This is a genomic window from Mesorhizobium sp. M1312 (assembly GCF_040318115.1).
Taxonomy (GTDB): Bacteria; Pseudomonadota; Alphaproteobacteria; order Rhizobiales; family Rhizobiaceae; genus Mesorhizobium.
In genome coordinates this window covers 69,818-91,260 of record NZ_JAMYLQ010000010.1, presented here as the reverse complement: position 1 = coordinate 91,260, position 21,443 = coordinate 69,818, and the positions used below count along the sequence as shown (strand labels likewise).

The following is a 21,443-nucleotide window of genomic DNA, read 5'->3' as shown; positions in this document are numbered from 1 at the left end:
CATGAGCGACACCGCCCTGAGCCGGCGCAAGGACGACCATCTGGACATCGTGCTGGATCAGCGAACGGCGCCGGCCACGGTCGCCGCCGGCTGGGAGTACATCCGTTTCGAACACTGCGCATTGCCCGAGTTGGACCTGACGCAGATCGACCTGCGCGCCTCGCTGCTGGGCAAGACCATGCGCGCGCCGCTGCTGGTCAGCTCCATGACCGGCGGCATGCCACGCGCCGAGGCCATCAACCGGCATCTGAGCGAGGCAGCGCAAGCCTTGGGGATCGCCATGTGCGTCGGTTCGCAGCGCGTGAGCCTGCAATCCCGCAACTCCCAGGGGCTGACGCGCACGCTGCGCCGCCTGGCCCCAGACATTCCCTTGCTGGCCAATATCGGCGCCGCGCAACTGCGCGAGGCCGACGGCCTGGACCTGGCGCGCCGGGCGGTGGATGCGCTGGAGGCCGATGGACTCATCGTCCATCTCAATCCGCTGCAGGAAGCGGTACAGCCGGAGGGCGACCGCGACTGGCGCGGCGTCCTGGCGCAGATCGCTCGCGCCGCGCGCAGCGTGGGCGTGCCGATCGTGGCCAAGGAAGTGGGGTCGGGCCTATCCGCCCCGGTGGCCTGTGCGCTCGTCGAGGCGGGCGTGGCGGTGATCGATGTCGCCGGCGCCGGCGGCACCAGTTGGGCCGCGGTGGAGGGCGAGCGCGCCCGCGATGCCGCCGACCGTGCAGTGGCGATGGCGTTCGCCGATTGGGGGATTCCGACCCCGGCCAGCGTGCAGGCGGTACGTCGGGCGCTGCCAAAGGTGAAGCTGATCGCGTCGGGCGGGATCCGCGACGGCGTCGACGTGGCCAAGGCCATCCGCCTGGGCGCGGACATCGCCGGGCAGGCGGCCGGCGTGCTGCGAGCGGCTACGGTATCCACCGAGGCGGTTGTGGCGCATTTCGAGATCGTCATCCGCCAGTTGGCCGTCGCCTGCTTCTGCACCGGCTCGGCTGATCTGGCGGCGTTGCGTCAGGCGCGCTTGTTGCCCTCGGCGCATCTGCCCGCCGGTTGATGCCAGCGTCGCCCGCACGTGGCGGCGGGCGCCTAGTCTTACTGAGTCAGAAAGGATGGAAAGCGCTACCGGGCTGGGCTTCGCCGTCGCCACCACTCTCGCCGAGTCGGCGGTGAACTCAGTCGTCGGGAAACGTATGGTCAAGAAGCAGCAGATGCGCTGGTCACTTCACGGTGCGCATATGCTCGTGCAGCTCCGGGCGGCGGAGATCAACGGCGAACTTCGCAACCGGCTTCGGGCGCCTTTCCGACAGCCAGAACTGAACGGGCCGCCAATAGCCTACGCGCTTTACCGTCTATCTCAGCTGCGCTGTCGATTATGTCCGCAGCCAGGGCATCGATATTCCCGCCGAGTTGCTCTCCCAGGTCGCACCGGTTCCTTGGGCTCATATCGCACTCACCGGAGCAATGAGATACCTTTGCGTATCATCGCGCATTGGAATAGATCGTATAGGTATCATGATGGCATCTGAATCGGAAATTCTGCGCGAAATCGGTCGGCTTTTCAGGTAGGCGAGGCTGGCCGCTGCCATGACGCAGGAGCAGGTCGCTGATTTGGCGGGTATATCCCGTCCCCGCTATCGCGACATCGAAAAGGGAGCCGCAGCGGCGCGTGCGACGACGCTCATGAATATCGCTCGCGCACTCGGTCTGGAAATGATGATGGTTCCGCAAGTCATGGTGCCGGCTGTCCAGGCTCTATTGCGTCCGAATGATGATGACGATCGACCCGCTTTTGTTCCTCAACCTGACGATGACGATCATGGCTCCAGTTTTTCGCGCCGCTAAGACGATCCCGTCGCTGGACGTGCTCTTGAACGCACTGAAGGTCGGCACAATCGTTAGGACGCCGGGCGATTTCAATGCATTCAACTTCGATGAGGCCTACCGCGCGACGGGCGGCTTTCCGGTTTTCAGCCTGTCGTTCCGGGCAGCGACGGGAGGATTGCGGAAAGATCCGAAGCCTCTGGCGGGCGCCTTGCCCGCTTTCTTCGCGAACCTCCTGCCGGAGGAGAAATTGCGCGAGCGATGGAAAAGCACCACGAAGGCATTGTCCGGCCAGGCAATGATTTCGATCTTTTAGCGGCGCTGGGCGCCGATCTGCCGGGAGCCGTACGGGCGTTGCCCAGTGACGGCGCGATAGCGGTTTCGCAGGATGCTTCAAAAGATAAGCCCAAGGCACGGTTCTCACTTGCCGGCGTGCAGATGAAGCTGTCGGTCATGAAGAACACTGGAAAAGGCGGTGGCCTTACCTTGCCGATGGACGACGAGCAGGGCCGGTACATCGCCAAGTTCCCTTCGGCGGCGTTTCCGGGCGTTTCCGAGAACGAATTCGCCAACCTGGCGCTGGCTGCAGCGATCGGCATGGAGGTTCCTGAATGCGAACTGGTCGAGAAGTCCGATTTTGAGGGCGTTCCCGAAGAATTCAACACGCTGTCGGAGGGCAAGGTCCTTCTCGTCAAACGCTTCGATCGCGGCGCCGATGGCGAGAGGATACACATCGAGGATTTCGCTCAGGTCTTCGGTGTCTATCCCTCGCGCAAAAATGAGGGGGCCGCTTATCACGACATCGCCTTGGCCCTTGGCGTAGCCGTCTCGCCTACGGCGGCTCTCGAATTCGTCCGCCGCCTGGTGCTGACGGTCATCACCGGCCATGGCGACATGCACCTGAAGAACTGGTCTTTGATTTATCCCGGCAACGGCGACAAGCCGGTGCTTGCACCAATCTACGACGTTCTGTCGACCGTGCCATATATTCCCGCCGACGCCATGGCGCTTTCGCTTGGAGGGGAGCGCTCGTTCAAGGCGCTAGCAGCACCGCGATGGAAAGCATTCGCGAACAGTGCAAGGCTTCCGGAGCCGGCAGTCCTGAAGGCAGTGGTCGAGACCGTCGAACTCGTCAACGAGCACTGGTGGCATCTGCCTGAGCGCGACGTTGTCGCGGCGAAAGTGCTCGAGCGATCGACGAACATGTGAAGGCGATGACGCCGATACTGAACTCCTGCGCCGATAAGTGAGCCGAGCCTCTTGGGTTGATGATATTGCGGATGATCGCCCGCAGCCCCGAATTGCTGGCGGTGGCTCGCAGGTATGCCAGCGTGGCGCAAGATTCCGCGCAGTGTCGATGAGGGCACGCGAGACCAAGCACGTCAGCTCGCCGGAACAGGAGAGTTCGCAGCATCCCGCAAAAACGCAAGAGGGTCGAGATGCTGTTCGCCCACCTCAACACAACGATGCGGTCCGAACGAATGCGTGACTGAGGATCGCGATCCGACGCTTTGTGTCGCCATTGTCGGGTCCGCTACACGGCTTGTTCCGACGATCCTTTCTGCGGCTTCAAGCTAAATAACTGAAAAACAACCACAAAATTATTCTTCGATTCGACGAGCCAAATTGGCACGAGTCTTGAAACCTTGGGTGCGAGGCGGCGACAGCTGCCCGACCGGCATTCGTGTCGCGGCAGCCGCGATGAATGGAACGAAGGAAGGAAAGCTACATGTCAGGTTTGCGTCAGATCGCCTTTTACGGCAAGGGCGGCATCGGCAAGTCCACCACCTCCCAAAATACCCTCGCCGCCCTTGTCGACCTCGGGCAGAGAATCCTCATCGTCGGCTGCGACCCCAAAGCCGACTCCACCCGCCTGATCCTGAACGCGAAGGCGCAGGATACGGTCCTGCACCTCGCGGCAGAGGAAGGTTCGGTGGAAGACCTCGAACTCCAGGATGTGCTCAAGGTCGGCTACAAAGGCATCAAATGCGTGGAGTCGGGCGGCCCCGAGCCGGGTGTCGGCTGCGCCGGTCGCGGCGTGATCACCTCGATCAACTTCCTCGAGGAGAACGGCGCCTATGACGATGTCGATTATGTCTCCTACGACGTGCTCGGGGATGTAGTGTGCGGCGGTTTCGCGATGCCGATCCGCGAGAACAAGGCTCAGGAAATCTACATCGTCATGTCCGGCGAGATGATGGCGCTCTATGCCGCCAACAACATTGCCAAGGGTATCCTGAAATACGCTCATTCGGGTGGCGTGCGGCTCGGCGGCCTGATCTGCAACGAGCGCCAAACCGACCGCGAGCTCGACCTCGCCGAAGCGCTGGCTTCCAGGCTCAATTCCAAGCTCATCCACTTCGTGCCGCGCGACAACATCGTCCAGCACGCCGAGCTCAGGAAGATGTCTGTGATCCAGTATGCGCCGGACTCCAAGCAGGCCGGGGAATACAGGGCGCTGGCCGAGAAGATCCATAACAATTCGGGCCAGGGCACCATCCCCACCCCGATCACCATGGAGGAGCTCGAGGACATGCTGCTCGACTTCGGCATCATGAAGACGGACGAGCAGATGCTTGCCGAGCTTCAGGTCAAGGAAGCGGCGAAGGCGGCCGCACGGTAACGACCGCTACTGACTGGTGGCGCGGCCTGACGTGGCGCGCCTTTCAAAGAACGGCGCCTCGTTGGTGAGGCGTCACCCTGAACCTTGAAAGGGGTCTCATGAGCCTGGAATACGAGAATGACGGCGCCCTCCATACGAAACTTATCGAGGAGGTGCTGTCGCAATATCCTGACAAGGCGGCGAAGCGCCGCAAAAAGCACCTCAGCGTCGCAAAGAGCGGCGACGAGGCTGGCGAGGAAAGCGAGGTCCTTTCCGAATGCGAGGTCAAATCGAATATCAAGTCCATCCCCGGAGTGATGACGATTCGCGGCTGCGCCTATGCCGGCTCGAAAGGCGTGGTCTGGGGTCCAGTCAAGGATATGGTCCATATCTCGCACGGCCCGGTCGGCTGCGGGCAATATTCCTGGTCGCAACGCCGCAACTACTACGTCGGCACGACCGGCATCGACACGTTCGTCACGATGCAGTTCACCTCCGATTTCCAGGAGAAGGACATTGTTTTCGGCGGCGACAAGAAGCTGGAACGGATCATCGATGAGATCGAGGAACTGTTTCCGCTGAACAAGGGCATGAGTGTGCAATCCGAATGCCCGATCGGCCTGATTGGCGACGACACCGAAGCGGTGTCCCGCAACAAGGCCAAGGAGCACGAAAAGACGATCGTGCCGGTGCGCTGCGAGGGCTTCCGCGGCGTCTCGCAATCACTCGGCCACCACATCGCCAACGACGCGATCCGCGACTGGGTGTTCGAGAAGAAGGAGGTCGAGTTCGAGGCCAGCCCGTACGATGTCAATGTGATCGGCGACTACAATATCGGTGGCGACGCCTGGGCTTCGCGCATCCTGCTCGAGGAGATGGGCCTGCGCGTGGTCGGCAACTGGTCGGGCGACGCTACGCTGGCCGAAATAGAGCGAGCGCCAAAGGCCAAGCTCAATCTCATCCATTGCTACAGGTCGATGAACTACATCTGCCGGCATATGGAGGAAAAGTATGGCATCGCCTGGATGGAGTACAATTTCTTCGGCCCCTCCCAGACTGAAGCCTCTCTGCGCAAGATAGCCAAGCATTTCGGACCGGAAATCGAGGCTAAGGCCGAGGCGGTCATCGCCAAATACCGGCCCCTGGTCGATGCGGTCATAGCCAAGTACCGGCCGCGCCTCGAAGGCAGGACGGTGATGCTCTATGTCGGCGGGCTGCGCCCCCGTCACGTTGTCACGGCATATGAGGACCTGGGCATGGTTATTGTCGGCACTGGCTACGAATTTGGCCACAACGACGATTATCAGCGCACCGGCCATTACGTGAAGAAGGGCACGCTGATCTATGACGACGTGACTGGTTACGAGCTGGAGAAGTTCATCGAGGGGATCCGTCCTGATCTCGTGGGCTCCGGCATCAAAGAGAAGTACCCGGTCCAGAAGATGGGCATACCGTTCCGTCAAATGCATTCCTGGGATTATTCCGGCCCGTATCACGGCTACGACGGCTTCGCCATCTTCGCCCGCGACATGGATCTGGCCATCAACAACCCGGTCTGGGGCCTCTACGACGCTCCCTGGAAGAAAAAAGCCGAGCCGTCGGCGGCGATCGCAGCCGAATGAAAAACCTGGCCTCCCGGAAGCCGGGAGGCCGTTGAACGCCTGTGGCCCTTTGTCCGCGGGAGACCTGAAACGTTTTGACGTCCCTGTGCCGCCGTATGGCGCGGCCAGATGGAGAAGAGGTAACCACCCATGCCGCAGTCGGCTGAAAAAGTTCTCGACCACGCGCCCCTGTTCCGCGAGTCGGAATACAGGCGGATGCTCGCCGAGAAGAGGCTGAATTTCGAATGTCCGCACCCAGACCAGGTCGTTACCGACCAACGCGAATTCACCAAGACGTGGGAATACCGCGAAAAGAACCTTGCTCGCGAAGCGCTTGTCGTGAACCCCGCCAAGGCCTGCCAGCCGCTCGGCGCGGTGTTCGCGGCCGCGGGCTTCGAGCGAACCATGTCCTTTGTCCACGGCAGCCAGGGCTGCGTGGCCTATTACCGCTCGCACCTGTCGCGCCATTTCAAGGAGCCTGCTTCGGCGGTTTCCTCCTCGATGACCGAGGATGCGGCAGTGTTCGGCGGCCTGAAGAACATGGTCGACGGGCTCGCCAACACGTACCAACTCTACGACCCGAAGATGATCGCCGTCTCGACCACTTGTATGGCGGAGGTCATAGGCGACGACCTGCACAGCTTCATCGAGAACGCCAAGGACGAAGGCTCCGTCCCGCGCGACTTCGACGTGCCCTTCGCCCACACGCCAGCCTTCGTCGGCAGCCATGTCGACGGCTACGACGTTACGGTCAAGGGCATTTTGGAGCACTTCTGGAAAGGCGAGGAGCGAACGGAAGCCGAGGGAACCATCAACATCATTCCGGGTTTCGACGGCTTTTGCGTGGGCAACAACCGGGAACTCAAGCGCCTGCTCGATCTGCTGGGCGTGTCATATACCTTCATCCAAGACGCCTCTGACCAGTTCGACACGCCGTCGGACGGCGAATACCGCATGTACGACGGCGGCACGAAGATCGAAGACGTGAGGAAAGCACTCAACGCCGAGGCGACACTTTCGCTACAGCATTACAACACCCGAAAAACACTGGAGTATTGCGAGGGGGTAGGGCAGGCGACTGCCTCGTTTCATTACCCGCTCGGAGTCCAGGCGACCGACGACTTCCTGATGGAGGTCTCCGCGATTTCCGGGAAGCAAATCCCCGAGGCAATCCGCGTGGAGCGCGGCCGACTTGTTGACGCCATGGCGGACAGCCAATCCTGGCTGCACGGTAAGAAATACGCCATCTACGGCGATCCGGACTTTGTCTACGCCATGGCCCGCTTCATCATGGAGACGGGCGGCGAGCCGACCCATTGCCTCGCCACCAACGGCACCTCGGCATGGGAAGCGGAGTTGAAGGAACTGCTTGCATCATCGCCCTTCGGCAAGGATGCTCAAGTCTGGGCGGGCAAGGACCTCTGGGCGATGCGCTCGCTGCTCTTCACCGAGCCGGTGGACCTGCTGATCGGCAACTCCTATGGCAAGTATCTGGAGCGCGACACCGGCACGCCGCTGATCCGGCTGACGTTTCCGATCTTCGATCGCCACCATCACCATCGCTTTGCGCTCATGGGCTACCAAGGCGGGTTGCGCGTACTGACGACGATCCTCGACAAGATCTTCGACAAGCTCGATCGCGAGACAAGCGAGACGGGCGTGACGGACTATTCGTATGACCTCACCCGCTAAGGGTGCTGGCCGGCTCATCGTGAGGCCGGTCGTCTTCCCGAGGGACTTTGGAGACCGACGCAATGTCCTCGCTCAGAGCCAAAATCCAGGATGTCTTCAACGAGCCCGCCTGCGAGAAGAACCGCGGCAGGGATGCCAAGACGCGCAAAGAGGGCTGTTCGAAGCCGCTGACCCCCGGAGCGGCTGCCGGCGGCTGCGCCTTCGACGGCGCCAAGATCGTGCTACAGCCGATCACCGACGTTGCGCACCTGATCCATGCGCCGCTTGCCTGCGAGGGTAATTCCTGGGACAACCGCGGTGCGGCTTCGTCCGGGCCAACGCTGTGGCGCACAAGCTTCACGACCGACCTCACCGAACTCGATGTGGTGATGGGGCAGGGCGAGCGGAAGCTTTTCAAAGCGATCCGCGAGATCAAGGAAGCGTATGGGCCGCCGGCGATCTTCGTCTATCCGACCTGTGTTACGGCGCTGATCGGCGACGACATCGAGGCTGTCTGCAAGCGCGCGGCGGAAAAGTTCAGCCTGCCGGTGGTGCCGGTCAATGCGCCGGGCTTCGTCGGCTCCAAGAATCTTGGCAACAAGCTTGCCGGCGAGGCGTTGCTCGATCATGTCATCGGCACCGTGGAGCCCGACGATGTCGGTCCTTACGACATCAATATCCTTGGCGAATTCAACCTCTCGGGTGAATTCTGGCTGGTGAAACCGCTCCTTGACCGGCTCGGGATCCGGGTGCGGGCCTGCATTCCGGGAGACGCGCGTTACCTCCACATTGCTTCCGCGCACCGCGCGCGGGCGGCTATGATGGTGTGCTCGACCGCGCTCATCAATCTCGCCCGCAAGATGGACCAGCGGTGGGACATCCCCTTTTTCGAGGGCTCCTTCTACGGCATCACCGACACCTCGGAAGCGCTCCGACAAATCTCTCGGCTGCTCGTGAACAAGGGTGCCGATCCGGAGATCCTCGGCCGCACCGAGGCATTGATTGCAGAGGAGGAGGCGATCGCCTGGAAGAAGCTCGCGGCCTACCGGCCCAGGCTCGAAGGCAAGCGCGTGCTGCTCAACACCGGCGGTGTGAAGTCCTGGTCGGTCGTCCATGCGCTGATGGAGATCGGCATCGAGATCGTCGGCACCTCTGTCAAGAAGTCGACCGTCGAAGACAAGCAGCGCATCACGCAGATACTCAAGGACGACAACCACATATTCGAGCAGATGGCGCCGCGCGAGCTTTACGCCATGCTCTCAGAACACAAGGCCGATATCATGCTGTCGGGCGGGCGCACGCAGTTCATCGCGCTGAAGGCCAAGACACCCTGGCTCGATATCAACCAGGAGCGCCAACATCCTTACGCCGGCTATGACGGCATGGTGGAACTCGTACGCCAGATCGACCTCGCCATTCATAACCCGATCTGGCGCCAGGTGCTGGAGCCGGCACCATGGGATTGCCAGCCTGCGGTGAGGGAGGAACTGCCGAGCAGGAAAAGCGAGACCGCGACCTTGAATGCTGTCCAGGAATTCGCCGGCACGACGGCCGACGATTTCGGCGAGTGTTGAGGAAAGCCGATGGTCCGCATCCTTCCCCAGACCAAAGCGGCGGCGGTCAATCCGCTGAAGTCATCGCAGCCGCTGGGTGCCGCCTTGGCCTTTCTTGGCGTCGACGGCGCGATGCCGTTGTTCCACGGCAGCCAGGGGTGCACCAGCTTTGCGCTCGTGCTGTTCGTGCGACATTTCAAGGAAGCCATCCCCTTGCAGACAACGGCGATGGACGAGGTGGCGACGATCCTCGGCGGGGCAGAGCATCTGGAAGAGGCGATCCTCAACCTCAAGACCCGCACAAAGCCAACGCTGATCGGGGTCTGCACGACCGCGCTGGTGGAAACCCGGGGCGAAGACTGCGCAGGCGATATCGCCAATATCAGGCTGAAGCACACGGAAGAACTCGCGGGTACGGAGGTGGTGCTAGCCAACACACCGGATTTCGACGGCGGGATCGAAGAGGGCTGGGCCAAGGCTGTCATCGCGATGATCGAAAGGATTACACGGCCCGGCCAGCAGGCGCGGCAGTCGAAGAAGATCGTGATCCTGCCTGGCTGGAACGTCACTGTGGCTGATATCGAGCATTTACGTGAGATGATTGAAAGCTTTGGACTCAAGCCGGTGATTCTGCCGGACGTCTCCGGCTCGCTCGACGGTACGGTGCCCGACCGCTGGGTCACGACCACCTATGGCGGCACCAATGTCGAGGATATCCGTGAGCTTGGCACGGCCGAGCAATGCATCGTCATCGGTGAGCATATGCGCCGCCCGGCCGAGCTGCTGCAGAGGTTGACCGGCGTGCCTTACGTGCTGTTCCGGTCGCTGACTGGATTGAAGGACGCCGACCGGTTGGTCTCGCTGCTGTCCGCGGTTTCGGGCGCGGCGGCGCCGGCTGGGGTGCGCCGTCGCCGGGCGCAGTTGCAGGACGCGTTGCTCGACGGACATTTCCACTTTGGAGGCAAGAAAATTGCGATCGCTGCTGAACCAGACCAACTCTACCAACTCGCGAGCTTCTTCATCGGAATGGGCTCCGAAATCGCGGCGGCGGTCACCACGACCGACATGTCCAAAATTTTGGAGGAAGTACCGGCGCAGTCGGTTCAGATCGGCGATCTCGGCGATTTGGAAGCTCTTGGCGCCGGCGCTGATCTTCTCGTCACCCATTCCCATGGCCGCCAGGCTGCGCAGCGCCTCGGCATTCCGCTCATGCGGGTCGGCTTCCCGATCTTCGACCGGCTCGGCAGCCAGCACAAGCTCACAATCCTCTACCAAGGGACCCGCGACCTGATCTTCGAGGTTGCCAACATCTTTGAAGCCAACCGGCACGCGCCGACGCCTGAGGCGCTTGATCCACTCCGTAAGCGAGAAATGCCAGATGAGCTCCGTTCGTCGCCTCTCGCTCGTCACTGACGAGGTTCACGCACCGACGCCGGAACGCCAAGCCGGCGCATTGCGCGTGGCGATCGCCACGCAGGACATGAAGAACCTCAACGCCCATTTCGGGTCGGCCAGGCGCTTTGCTGTCTACGACGTGGGACGCGAGGAGTGGAATCTCGTGGAAGCCGTGGCCTTCGATGACGTTTCCGACGAGAGCGGGAAGCATCGGACTGAGGGCGACGACCGCATCACCCCGAAGGTGGAGGCGCTGAAGGGCTGTCATCTCCTGTTTTGTCTGGCTATCGGGGGGCCTTCGGCAGCCAAGGTTGTTTCGGCAAAAATTCATCCGATCAAAGTGCCGCACCCCCAAACCATCCAAGAGGTGCTGTTGCGCACGCAGATGATGCTCAGGACGTGTCCTCCCCCTTGGCTGCGCAAGGTGCTGGCGCAGGCAGGTGTCGCCGAACACAAGCCGTCCTTCGAGGACGAGGACTGAAATGAGGAGTGAGCGAAATGTCTGACGCCGTGGTTAGCCCTGCTGTCGCCGAAGACGAGGCGGCCCTTGCCACCCCGTTCGTCAAATGTCTCGTGCGGCTGGTCCGGGCTCATGATTCCCACGGGTCTCGGGAAGGCAAATCGGACGCCGAACTGCTGGGCGACTTCATCATCACCAGGGAACAGCGCCGTGCGATCCCGATCATCGGCGATCCCGATCCGGACGTGCTGTGGAGGCTCGAGATGTTTTACACCGCCGTCGGGCTTGCGATCGAGGAGCGCTCCGGCCTGATGGCATCGCCGATGATGGAGATGAGCCATGAGGGCTTTGGGCGCGTGCTTCTCACGGCCGGGCGGTTGGTCGTTCTGTCGAGGACCCTGCGCGACGTCCACCGGTTCGGCTTCGAGACGTTCTGGAAACTCGCCGCGGCCGGTACCAAACTGGCCGGCGATGCGACCGCAGCCATTGAGGCTCATCCCGAGGTGGCGCGGGCGTGATGGAACCGATTTTCGAGCAAGGGGATCATGTCAGGCCTTGAGGACATGCGATGGCCAGCCCTCTCAATCGAGGCGATCGAGGCCGATGTGGTTCTTGGGGCAGCGCTGATGAAGCCACTGGTCCTGATCTGTTCGCAGGATCCGGAGTTCTATCTGGTCCACAGCCACATTCTGGAGGTGGATGGCTTCACGATTCAACTGGCCGGCGGCGTGGAGGAGGCGCTTGCATTGGCCAGTGAACGGGAGCCGAAGGCCGTGGTGCTGGACTGCCAGCCAACAAGCGCCACAGGCTCCACAATCTGCGCCCGGCTCAAGGGGGAGCCCCGGACCGGCGGCCTGCCCGTTATTGCCCTGATCGCGCCCGGCGCCGAGAACCAGCACCTCGATCTCTGGAAGGCAGGCATTGACGAGAGCTTTGTGCGGCCCTTCGCGCCGGCCAAGCTGCTTGACTGTCTACGGATGAAGCTGGCGCTGCCAAAGCCGGGTTCGAACGGGATGGAAAACGGCGGCTGGATCTCCTGTGGCGACCTTGAGATAAGGCTCGATGCCCACCGGGTTCGGGGTAATGGCCACGAAGTCCACCTTGGGCCGATCGAGTTCAACCTGCTGCGGCTTTTGCTTGAGACTCCCGGCAAGGTCTTCACCAGAGACGAGCTGATCAGCGCGGCCTGGCCGGCCAATATCCATGTCGGTGTGCGCACCGTGGATGTCCATATCAGCCGGCTCAGAAAGGCGCTGAAGGCGGCCTCCCCCTCCAGCGTCATTCGTACCGTCAGGTCGGCCGGCTACTCGCTCGAGTGGCCGGACGGCTGAATAGATAACCGATGTGGTGCCACTCCGCATTTTCGCGGTGCTGAGGGCAAGTCTTGCGGCTTCGAAACGCGCCTACAGCTACGACATACTCTAAAAAGAAGCAGTCAGATGGCCTTCAAGAAAATACTCAGTGTGACGGGAGCTGACCACTCCGATCAGGACGTCAGAATAGCTGCCGGCTTGTGCGCCGAGGTCGGCGCTTATCTTTCCGTACTGATTATGTCGCCTCCGCCGCTCCTTATGTCGCCTCCGCCGCTGGGCGATGGCATCCCCGAGTGGCCTTGACATCGCGCACACGCCATTGCCGCACTGGAAAAACGATATAGGCAAATCGAGAGATTTTCACAGGACATGGCCAACCTGGAAAAGACATCCAGGGAAATTCACAAACTGCTGAGAGGCACGTGGCGCTGCTATGATGTCGATACCGAACACTGCGACAAGGCTGGCGTCGGTGACGCGGTGCGACAGCGGGCGCTCTACACCGACCTGACAATCATCGGCCCCGCACTTCTCAACGACACTAGTCTCGGACCTCTTGTTATCAACGGCAGCTTGTTCGATACGGGAAAGCCGGTGCTTGTCGTGCCGAAGGGCGCTGAGGCGACTCTGTCGCCACGGCGCGTGCTGGTCGGATGGGATTCGCGCGTCGAGGCGTCCGGTGCGGTTCGGGAAGCGCTGGATATGCTATCCGGTGCTGAGGAAGTTCGTGTCGCCCTCGTCGATCCTGAGGCAACCTGCACCGGAAGCGGCGCCGAGCCGGGAGCCGACATCGCTGCCTATCTCACTCGGCATGGTGCTCGGGTGTTGGTCGACCGGCTGCCGAGCGCCGGCAAACCGGTGGCCACGGTGCTCGCGCAGCACGCAATCGACACGTCTGCCGACATGATTGTCATGGGTGCCTATGGCAGCCGGCGGCTGCCCGAACGGCTCTTCGGTGGCGTGACGAGATGGATAGTTGGCAAGCCGCCATTGCCGCTGTTTTTGGCTCGCTGACGGGTCTGGAAGTAGCGCCGATGCTGTTCAAGGCTCTACTCCCCTGGTCACCAACCCTGATGCGAAGTCGGAGAAAGGTCGCGGCAAACGCGCAGGTTTCGCGAAGCTTCTCGAGCAACTTGCAAGCGTCGTCGCGAAGAACATTCCCCGGACGGCTCTAACGCGCGCTCGGGGTCTGCTCGCCGAGACAATCCGTAACGCGCAGAGTAACGACCGGGTAGAGGCCCAGGCGTCCTCAATGCGCTTCAAAACACCGATGCTTGGGTCGGCGTCAGGTCGAGAAAGAGAGTCGTTTCAGCGCAGCAGGCCGCGTTCGGACCGTAGCCGCATCGTATTGGCGTTATCACGATTTCCCTCACCACTGGCCGGGAGCTGAACACCGCAACGACCGTGCAGCGGGCAAGGAGCCGACCTCAAGTCCGACGGTCGGGCTCTTGCCGGCCTCGGCGCGAACGATGGCATCAATCTCCTTGTCATCGCCTGGGATGGTAGCCGGGTCAGCGGCGAGGGAGGCCGCATCTTCAGCGTTTTCAGTCTGCCCGGCCCACCGCGTGGCGACCGAGCGGCCTTGAGGCTGGTCAAATTCCGACAACGCTCACATTCGCACCAGGCGGTTCCTGTAGCGCCTGAGCACAGGGAACACAGAAAATATCGGCACAAAGCAGGAACCCCGGAGAGCTCACCGGCCGCACATTCCGGCACTCATCCTGGCCTTTTTCGCCACGATCAACATCGTCAATCTGACGATGCGGTATTGGCGAGCTGCAGCTGGACCGGCTTCGTCCGTGAAGAACTCCATGACCGCAGCCAGGAATTCAATCGCAAGGCGGATGAGGGCAGGGCGCAGGCGGCGCTCGGATGGAGCGGCTCCTTGCAATCGCAAATGGCGAGATCCGCTAACGCCTCCGGACCGGAACGACAAGACTCTCAAGCCTGGTGGCGTGAAGCGGACCATGATGACGAGTCCGGCGGTAGCCAACGCAGTCATGATGTCCACGGCCTCGTCCCTCGGCCCGAATGCATATTGAGTCGTCCGGGCCACGCTTTCTGCCGGCGCGAAGCGGTGATGCGTGTCCAAAAACTGACAGCGGCAGAAAACATGTCGGGTTCAATACAACCGGCCATCTTGGCAGATCGAGGCTTTTGAACGCGAAATCATGGGTTACGCGCGCTGAGCGCGCTGGCACGGCCTTTGCAAATTGAGATGCGGCAACACTGAGGGAAGGCTGGCTGCACGCAAACGCGCGAGACGAGCGATGCTCTCCTCTCCTTGAACCCGTGTGCCCCTCTCTAAGAGGCAAACAAGCTCGCGCCTAAGGTCGCGCAACCTTTGGGCATAGCTTTGGAGAACAACATGGTATTGCAAATGGAGTCACCGGCTCCTTCGATCAAAGTGGAGAACTGGCTGCGTGGCGAGCCCGTCACGAACTTCCAGCCCGGCAAAGTGTATATCGTCGAATTTTGGGCAACTTGGTGCGGACCATGTGTGTCGGCGATGCCCCGTCTGATGCAGCTGCAGGAGAAATACAAGGACAGCGGACTTGAGGTCGTCGGGATCGCGGCTGATGAAAACGCTCCAACGGCCGTCGAGGCCCGAACCAGATTGGACGCGTGGTTGACCGAAAAGGGCTCGAATCTAAACTTTCGGATCGCGTTCGACTCCACAGGCGAAATGAACAGGCTTTGGATGGAACCCAGCTTTTCTCTCGGGATTCCGACCTCGTTCGTGGTCGACCGAGACGGCCACATCGCTTTTATCGGTCATCCGATGCACCTTGATCAGATTTTGCCGAAAGTGCTTAACGGCAGCTGGCGCACCAGCGATGAAGCGAAAGCTGCTGATAAGGAGCGGATTGCCAGGTCCCAACGCGAAGCGCGCGAAGGAAAGCTCACCGGGCCGATATACGCCAAACTTCAGCCGGCGATGAAGACAGAGGATTGGAAGACGGCGCTCTCGGCGATCGAAGAGGGCATTGCCTTGTTGCCGGACAATATGGAGTTCCGGTGCATTCATGCGAATCTACTGCTTCACAAGCTGCGCGACATGCGGCCGGCTTGCCAGTCCTGCAACAGTTGGTCGAGGACGCGATCGACAAGAAGTTCGAGGCCGTGGCTTGGATGGGTATGGTCCTGAACGAACTCTTCGATCCCAAAATGGACAACTCCCATCTCCCCCATGTTGAGCGCTTTGCGATGGGCGACAAGCTCTCGGAACAGATCCTGACACTTAATCCTCCACAAGGGGACGGGCCCCTTAAATTCCTTTGGTACGTCCCGCTCGCTCAGTATTATTACGAGAGCGGCAACAAGGATCGCGCGATCGAGTTGATCGAGGTGGCGCTGAAATCGCTGGGTGATCAGGAGGGAATGCCGGACCACATCAAACAGCACTACCTTACCCCATTGCTCCAAGCCCTGGCCAATTACACGGGTGAGAACGCCTGTTACGCGGATCTTTGCGTGGTTCCGCAAAACAAGGCTCCTGAAAATCAAACCGCAGTCGCCTCATGATCAAAGATCGCAAAGGGATGACAATTGGAATTGAACCCTGGCCAATTCGCCCATTGTCTGCGGCGAGCCCGCAGTAAGTATGTCCATTGCAGCATAGGGCGCATCGCTTGCCGCAGGTTGGAGTTCAAATCTTGTAATAACCTCCGGCCGAATGCCTGCGGACGTGATGTTCGACGCGAATTCGGCCAGTCGTGGAAGACGTCACGGTCCAGGACGTGTTCAAGGTCGGCCACAGGGACATCACTTGCGTGGAATCGGCCCGGCCAAGCCGGACGTCCGCTGCACAAGTGTGCCCGAAGCTGGCGTCCCCGAAAACAGACATCGTGCTTCGAGGAAGAGGACTGAAATGAGGAGAAGGCGAAATGTCTGACACCGCAATCAGCCCTGCCGTCAACGAGGACGAGGCGGCCCTTGCCACACCGTTCGTCAGATGCCTCGTGCGCTGATCCGTGCTCAAGACTCCTACGGCTCGTGGGAAGGCAAATCAGACGCCGAACTGCTGGCCAACTTCATCGTCACCAGAAAACAGCGCCGTGCGATGCCTGTCATCGGCAATCCCGAGCCGGACGTGCTGTGGAGGCTCGACATGTTCTACACCGCCGTCGGGCTCGCGATCGAGGAGCGCTCCGGCCTGATGACATCGCCAATGACAAAGATGAAACCCATGGGGGCTTCGGACGATTGCGTTTCACGGCCGGGCGGTTGGTCGCTCTGTCGAGACATCCACCGGTTCGGCTTCGAGACGTTCAGGAAGCTCGCCGAGGCCGGTACGAAACTGGTCGACGATGCGACTGCAGCCATCCAAGCCTATCCCGACGTGGCACGGGCGTGAAGAATCCGTTTCGAGGAAGGATTTATGTCAAAGCTAAATGAGATGGGGAAGAAAGTCCGAAAGCTTCAGCTGCGCGCGGCAGTTGCCAAGATGAAATTGCGCGACCTTGCAGGGAATCTCCCGGGAAAATGGACGGAGATAGAGGAAGTTGCCGAGGAAACGTCGGCCGTTTTTGCCGAGTTGGATGGTGCCAAGAGAGAGCTCGCTGCAATGAAGAAGTTACGATGACGAGCACATTTACCACCCGCGACGGCTCCGGATGGGTGCCGGAATATCTCACCGCTATAGACGGCACGACCTGCATCGGCTGCGGCCGATGTTTCAAAGTCTGCTCGCGCGAGGTCATGCATCTTTACGGCGTCGATGACGCGGGTGAAATCCTCGGCGCCTGCGACGACGAGGATGACGATTTCGATGGCGAGCTCAATCGCATGATCATGGTTGTCGATCATGCTGGCCGCTGCATTGGCTGCGGAGCCTGCGCCCGCGTCTGCCCGAAGAACTGCCAGACCCATGTTGCGGCCGACCAGGTCGCAGCACGATCTGAGGAGACAAAACCAGGAGAACCGCGTTGCCCTTAAAAACCTTTTGTCGCGTCCTGGGGCTGGTGCTGTGCAGCACCGCACTGACTGTCTACTTCGCTTCTCATTCCATCGGCACAGTAGTCGTCACGACGCTGGCTTGTTCGCTGCTCCTTCAGCTGGCGTATTTCGCGAGCGTGCTCTTTCTGATCTGGCGGTCTGGCTGCATTAGCCGAGCTGGCCAAAGGGCTGAGCATTTCGACAGTTCCAAGGAAGTTGGATGTCAGCCGCCAGACTATAAGGAAGCTGGATATCAGCCGCCAGACTATAATGAGGTGAGAAATGAATCTTCAGATGTGCCCCAGTTCGTTCCGATGGGCGGCATATCGCTGCTGCGTTGAGCCGCGTTGACAAGATCAGAGCTGACGTGCTCCCCGTTTTGTCCGCGTCTATAAGTTAGCCCTGTTCACTTTTGAGGTGCTCCCCGTCTTTGGGTCGCCCCGGGCCGGAACTTCCGGGGGTAATGGCTCAGGGCGGCACGGCCGCCGATGAGCGTTTCATGAGCGATACCGGCGGCTTAGTGCCGATCGCGCTATGGGGTCGGGTTGTGTTGTAATCCTTAAGCCATCAGGACCGGGCCAACGACTAGCCAAAGTTCAAGAGCGAAGCCTTCGAGGCGATCCACAGCGCCGTGGACGGCATGTACCGGGCCGGAACGATCAACAAGGCGACGCTGCGCAGCTTCGACGACAGTTGCCTAACGCTGCCGCAAGAATTCGCGCCGGACGAAATCAAGGCGCTGCGTGAGAAGAGCCATGTCAGCGAGCCGGTGTTCGCGCGCTATCTGAACACGTCGGAATCGACGGTGCAGAAGTGGGAGACTGGCGGCAAGCGGCCGAGCGGGATGGCGCTGAAACTGCTGTCCGTGGTGCAGAAGCGCGGACTGGAGGTGCTGCGCTAGGCGTTTTGCCGCTACGTGCGATAAGGCAAGTTATCAATCGTTATCTGCATACGACAGGCGCGGCGGTTTCTGACAAAAACGTTGCCAAAAGCGCCGCGCCGATTCATGCTCCTCAACGATGATTCTCCGCCCGAAATTGATCCACCACGGCCCCGCTGGCCATCGTCTGCTCAGGCCCGGTTGTGCCGGCCGCGCCGTACCGGCTTGGCTGCGCGCGGCGGCGGCCGCTCCGCAGTCGCTTGAAGATGCTGCCTTTGCCGCTGCCGCAGCACTGACCGCCCTCGACGCGCTCGTGCGCCGGGAAGAAAAATGGGCCGGCGCCTGGCGGCAGCGGCTGGCACTCGCCGCGGCCGCGGCAACGGCCAAACGTGCCGGCCGGGTCGAAGACGCAGCGGCGCTGCGCGACACGCTGCTGCTCACCCGTCCCGGCGACAACGTCGGGCCAGCCGGCCGCATGCTGCTGGTCTGGCGCAGGCTGGCTTCGCGTCCGGTCGCGACTTTGGTCGGCGAAGCGGCGCTAGGCGAGGTGGCCGCGGATCTGGGGAGTTTTCTCGATAAGGAGGCGGCAGGGCGTCTCGGCGACGGGATCAAGAATCTTGCTAACACACACGGGAATGCGGTCGGCGCGGCCGCCGACGTCATCGCCATGCTCGAGCGCCACGGTCAGCGCCGCGCGTGACCTTGGGCCATGGCTGGCCGACGCCACTGTCGCCGGCCGGCTCGGGTGGCCGCGCGCGGTCCTTGTACTCGGCGCCTACCCTCCACCGCCAACAGCCAGCGATCGATTGTCGCCAGCGGATGGCCGGCAAGCACAGCCGGTATCCAGCCAACGCATTTTTGCCGCCTATGCGCGGGCGGCGCTGCAGGCGGTGGATCTTGCAGCCGAGCTCGACCGCCGCGCCGAGCGGCTCATTGCCGTCGCGCCGAAATTGCGGGGGAAAAGGTGCGGACGCGATGATCGAGACGCTTCTCGGCGATGACGGCGGCGTCGCCTCGCGCAGTGACAACAAGACCGGCATGAGCGATCGCGCGTTGCGCCGGCTGTTCGACCGACTCCTCGAGCTCGGGGCATCAGCGCCATCGCCCAAGGTCAGCACGTTGGGCTGCCCAGCCTTGTAGCGCCCGGCGTTGATGGTGTTGGTGAAGCCGATTTGCCCGGCTGTGCGCGGCTGTAGATAGATTCGGCGCCGCGGTCGCCGCGAAATGGCCGGCGCGAGCGCTGTGTTCGGTCACACGCCGATTGACAAAGACGCGGAAGGTCGCGTTTCCTCGCCCATGGCGGATAGGATCCCCTCCGGATGACGGGGAATGCCCGCGTTAGTCAACGCATCTCGTTGTCGCATGTCCGACCAAGTCGGACATGCGCATAGCAGTAATAGCGCTATCATGTTGTTGTAGAAGGATTGTCTCCTTTGGCACGGTTCATGCAAATCCGCAAACGCGTCTGCGGAGAATCGTTCATGACCACACTCACCGACTATGCTGTTGCCGCCGTCAAGTCGGAGGACATCGCGAAAAGCTGCAGATTGACGGCGGCACTCACGAGGTCAGCATCTTTCCTCTTTTCAGCTTGAGCGAAGTTCCGATGAGCCGTATGACGCATGAGATGAGACGCGAGTTCGCTGACGCTGCATGGCAAGAGCGCCATGTCGTTACTCGCGTTGACCAGTTGCGCGAATGGATGGGGTTCGACATCGACGCTAGCCTGATGCGAGACATCGAGCACGGCCTCGCGCGTGCGCCGATGGCGATGCGGATCACACCTTATGTGCTGAACTTGATTGACTGGTCGAACTTCCTTCAAGACCCAATCCGAAAGCAATTCATTCCCGTTGGAAGCGAAATTCTGCCATCTCACCCGTTACTAAAAATGGATTCGTTGCATGAACGAGAAAGTTCACCTGTAGATGGACTGGTGCATCGCTATCCGGACAAAGCACTTTTACTCGCAACGGATCGCTGCCCGGTTTATTGTCGTTTTTGCACCCGCAGTTACAGCGTAGGTCTAGACACGCAATCGGTTTCGAAGAAAAGGGCGTCGCCATTCCAGATGCGCTGGGATACTATCCTGGCATATCTTCGTGCGACCCCCGTCATCGTTGATGTAGTAGTGTCGGGAGGAGATTGCTTTCGCCTAAAACCTTCCCGACTTTTGGCGGTCGGCATGGGCCTTCTGTCCACCCCCTCAATTCGCCGCATCCGTTTCGCGACGAAAGGCCTTGCTGTACTGCCTATGAAAGTCACAAGCGATCATGAATGGACTGATGCTCTTGTCAACATTAGCGATGCTGGCCGGAATCAGGGCGTAGAAATTTCATTTCACACTCACTTCAACCATCCTGGAGAAATCACCGACTACACGATTGCGGCTGCAGAGCTTCTTTTCAAGCGGGGGATAAGGATGCGCAATCAGTCGGTTCTGCTGGCTGGTGTCAATGACGATCCCGCGGTTATGAAACAGCTCGTCAAAAAACTCTCAGACCTACATATCCAGCCGTACTACGTGTATACTTGTGATCTTGTCGACGGAATCGAGCACATGCGGTGCTCGGTAAGACTAGCATGTGAGATAGAAAAGGCCTTACGTGGGATCACGGCTGGGTATAACACTCCGTTGTTCGTTGTCGACACGCCGGGAGGCGGTGGAAAGCGCGACGTCCACAGCTTCGAGCATTATGACAGACAAACAGGGCTTGCTGTGTACCGGGCTCCTTCTGTTCGGCCGGACCAGCTGTTCACATATCCGGATCCTGTGCAGTCTCTCTCTCCAGATGCGCAGGCGGCATGGTTAGATCCCCAGGGCGCCAAACGCATACTGAGCGAAGCGGTTGAGGCCGCTCGAGCAAATTCGATGGCGGTTTGAATGACCGAACTAGGCGGCATGTGGTGCTCAATATGGTTTCAGGGATCGAGCACGACATGATGGCCTTCCGTACAGCGATCGATGTACTGGGTCAGGCTGAGGTCAGCGTGCTTGAGACCTTTCTGTTGGAGCGGCCAACCTTCGCCTCAATCGCGGCGGCCGCGAAGAGGCGTGACGCGGGTTGACGACCGACGCGTGCTGACCGGCAAATCGGCGTGCAAAATTGGACGAAGCTGCGCGAGATCGCCGCCGACCTCGATCCGCTGAAACTTCTAGAGGAGACAGCGATCCCGACCACTGCGCAACCGACATCGAATCCCTTCTCGCT

General features: G+C 60.8%; 22 protein-coding genes and 4 pseudogenes. 24 read left to right on the top strand and 2 right to left on the bottom strand.

Annotation, left to right across the window (positions count from 1 at the left end):
- Position 1 precedes the first annotated feature (1 nt).
- From fni to NKH36_RS14180, 13 genes and pseudogenes are all read left to right on the top strand, one after another.
- Positions 2–1,051 (top strand): type 2 isopentenyl-diphosphate Delta-isomerase, encoded by a 1,050-nt coding sequence (fni, locus tag NKH36_RS14235; RefSeq protein WP_352646372.1) that lies wholly within the window; start codon positions 2–4, stop codon positions 1,049–1,051.
- A gap of 57 nt (positions 1,052–1,108) precedes the next feature.
- Positions 1,109–1,523: pseudogene (locus NKH36_RS34825) on the top strand (hypothetical protein); the annotation flags it as partial.
- 46 nt (positions 1,524–1,569) lie between these two features.
- A complete protein-coding gene (locus NKH36_RS14230) occupies positions 1,570–1,839 on the top strand; it encodes a helix-turn-helix domain-containing protein (RefSeq protein WP_352962870.1) in 270 nt (89 codons plus the stop codon).
- Positions 1,814–3,068: pseudogene (locus tag NKH36_RS14225) on the top strand (type II toxin-antitoxin system HipA family toxin). Before NKH36_RS14230 ends, NKH36_RS14225 begins: the two are co-directional and overlap by 26 nt.
- 479 nt (positions 3,069–3,547) lie before the next feature.
- Positions 3,548–4,441, top strand: coding sequence for a nitrogenase iron protein (nifH, locus tag NKH36_RS14220; RefSeq protein ID WP_352706820.1), 894 nt, complete (start codon positions 3,548–3,550; stop codon positions 4,439–4,441).
- A 98-nt stretch (positions 4,442–4,539) separates the two neighbouring features.
- Entirely contained in the window at positions 4,540–6,042 is a 1,503-nt protein-coding gene (gene nifD, locus NKH36_RS14215; RefSeq protein WP_352962814.1) for a nitrogenase molybdenum-iron protein alpha chain, read from the top strand.
- 129 nt (positions 6,043–6,171) lie between these two features.
- Positions 6,172–7,713: a nitrogenase molybdenum-iron protein subunit beta gene (nifK, locus tag NKH36_RS14210; protein WP_352962811.1), complete on the top strand. Its 1,542-nt coding sequence runs from the start codon at positions 6,172–6,174 to the stop codon at positions 7,711–7,713.
- A gap of 62 nt (positions 7,714–7,775) precedes the next feature.
- Complete coding sequence (gene nifE, locus NKH36_RS14205) at positions 7,776–9,266, top strand: nitrogenase iron-molybdenum cofactor biosynthesis protein NifE (protein ID WP_352962808.1); 1,491 nt, start codon at positions 7,776–7,778, stop codon at positions 9,264–9,266.
- A gap of 9 nt (positions 9,267–9,275) precedes the next feature.
- The gene (gene nifN / locus NKH36_RS14200; RefSeq protein ID WP_352962805.1) at positions 9,276–10,658 is read left to right on the top strand and encodes a nitrogenase iron-molybdenum cofactor biosynthesis protein NifN; all 1,383 of its coding nucleotides are present in this window, start codon (positions 9,276–9,278) and stop codon (positions 10,656–10,658) included.
- Entirely contained in the window at positions 10,624–11,121 is a 498-nt protein-coding gene (nifX, locus tag NKH36_RS14195) for a nitrogen fixation protein NifX (protein WP_352962802.1), read from the top strand. Before nifN ends, nifX begins: the two co-directional genes overlap by 35 nt.
- Positions 11,122–11,138: 17 nt before the next feature.
- A complete protein-coding gene (locus tag NKH36_RS14190; protein ID WP_352962799.1) occupies positions 11,139–11,618 on the top strand; it encodes a NifX-associated nitrogen fixation protein in 480 nt (159 codons plus the stop codon).
- Positions 11,619–11,726: 108 nt separating this feature from the next.
- Positions 11,727–12,431 carry a response regulator transcription factor gene (locus NKH36_RS14185; RefSeq protein WP_502912039.1) on the top strand — a complete coding sequence of 235 codons (705 nt, stop codon included), beginning with the start codon at positions 11,727–11,729 and terminating at the stop codon, positions 12,429–12,431.
- A 351-nt stretch (positions 12,432–12,782) separates the two neighbouring features.
- Positions 12,783–13,427, top strand: a complete 645-nt coding sequence (locus NKH36_RS14180) for a universal stress protein (RefSeq protein WP_352962793.1) — start codon at positions 12,783–12,785, stop codon at positions 13,425–13,427.
- Between the two features lie 679 nt (positions 13,428–14,106).
- Here NKH36_RS14180 and NKH36_RS14175 read toward each other — a convergent pair.
- Positions 14,107–14,424 (bottom strand): hypothetical protein, encoded by a 318-nt coding sequence (locus tag NKH36_RS14175; protein ID WP_352962790.1) that lies wholly within the window; start codon positions 14,422–14,424, stop codon positions 14,107–14,109.
- A gap of 357 nt (positions 14,425–14,781) precedes the next feature.
- On the opposite strand from NKH36_RS14175, the pseudogene NKH36_RS14170 reads away from it, so the two are divergent.
- The 5 genes and pseudogenes from NKH36_RS14170 (at position 14,782) to NKH36_RS14150 (ending at position 17,692) form a co-directional block, all read left to right on the top strand.
- Positions 14,782–15,938: pseudogene (locus NKH36_RS14170) on the top strand (redoxin family protein).
- 430 nt (positions 15,939–16,368) lie between these two features.
- A complete protein-coding gene (locus tag NKH36_RS14165; RefSeq protein ID WP_352962787.1) occupies positions 16,369–16,770 on the top strand; it encodes a NifX-associated nitrogen fixation protein in 402 nt (133 codons plus the stop codon).
- A gap of 24 nt (positions 16,771–16,794) precedes the next feature.
- Positions 16,795–16,998 carry a CCE_0567 family metalloprotein gene (locus tag NKH36_RS14160; RefSeq protein WP_352962784.1) on the top strand — a complete coding sequence of 68 codons (204 nt, stop codon included), beginning with the start codon at positions 16,795–16,797 and terminating at the stop codon, positions 16,996–16,998.
- Entirely contained in the window at positions 16,995–17,351 is a 357-nt protein-coding gene (gene fdxB, locus NKH36_RS14155) for a ferredoxin III, nif-specific (protein ID WP_352962782.1), read from the top strand. Before NKH36_RS14160 ends, fdxB begins: the two co-directional genes overlap by 4 nt.
- The gene (locus NKH36_RS14150; protein WP_352962779.1) at positions 17,342–17,692 is read left to right on the top strand and encodes an exopolysaccharide production repressor protein; all 351 of its coding nucleotides are present in this window, start codon (positions 17,342–17,344) and stop codon (positions 17,690–17,692) included. Before fdxB ends, NKH36_RS14150 begins: the two co-directional genes overlap by 10 nt.
- A 127-nt stretch (positions 17,693–17,819) precedes the next feature.
- Here the strand turns inward: NKH36_RS14150 and NKH36_RS14145 are convergent.
- A pseudogene (locus NKH36_RS14145) lies at positions 17,820–17,918 on the bottom strand (integrase core domain-containing protein); the annotation flags it as partial.
- Between the two features lie 64 nt (positions 17,919–17,982).
- Here NKH36_RS14145 and NKH36_RS14140 point away from each other — a divergent pair.
- From NKH36_RS14140 to NKH36_RS14115, 6 genes are all read left to right on the top strand, one after another.
- Positions 17,983–18,252 (top strand): helix-turn-helix domain-containing protein, encoded by a 270-nt coding sequence (locus tag NKH36_RS14140; protein WP_352962777.1) that lies wholly within the window; start codon positions 17,983–17,985, stop codon positions 18,250–18,252.
- A gap of 118 nt (positions 18,253–18,370) precedes the next feature.
- Positions 18,371–18,931: a DUF1403 family protein gene (locus NKH36_RS14135; protein WP_352962774.1), complete on the top strand. Its 561-nt coding sequence runs from the start codon at positions 18,371–18,373 to the stop codon at positions 18,929–18,931.
- On the top strand, positions 18,867–19,232 hold the full coding sequence (locus NKH36_RS14130; protein ID WP_352962771.1) for a DUF1403 family protein: 366 nt from the start codon (positions 18,867–18,869) through the stop codon (positions 19,230–19,232). Before NKH36_RS14135 ends, NKH36_RS14130 begins: the two co-directional genes overlap by 65 nt.
- Positions 19,207–19,371 carry a hypothetical protein gene (locus NKH36_RS14125; RefSeq protein ID WP_352962768.1) on the top strand — a complete coding sequence of 55 codons (165 nt, stop codon included), beginning with the start codon at positions 19,207–19,209 and terminating at the stop codon, positions 19,369–19,371. The genes NKH36_RS14130 and NKH36_RS14125 overlap by 26 nt, the downstream gene beginning before the upstream one ends.
- Positions 19,372–19,837: 466 nt before the next feature.
- On the top strand, positions 19,838–21,115 hold the full coding sequence (locus tag NKH36_RS14120; RefSeq protein ID WP_352962765.1) for a KamA family radical SAM protein: 1,278 nt from the start codon (positions 19,838–19,840) through the stop codon (positions 21,113–21,115).
- Between the two features lie 23 nt (positions 21,116–21,138).
- Positions 21,139–21,300: a hypothetical protein gene (locus NKH36_RS14115; protein ID WP_352962762.1), complete on the top strand. Its 162-nt coding sequence runs from the start codon at positions 21,139–21,141 to the stop codon at positions 21,298–21,300.
- The last annotated feature ends 143 nt before the right edge of the window (positions 21,301–21,443 follow it).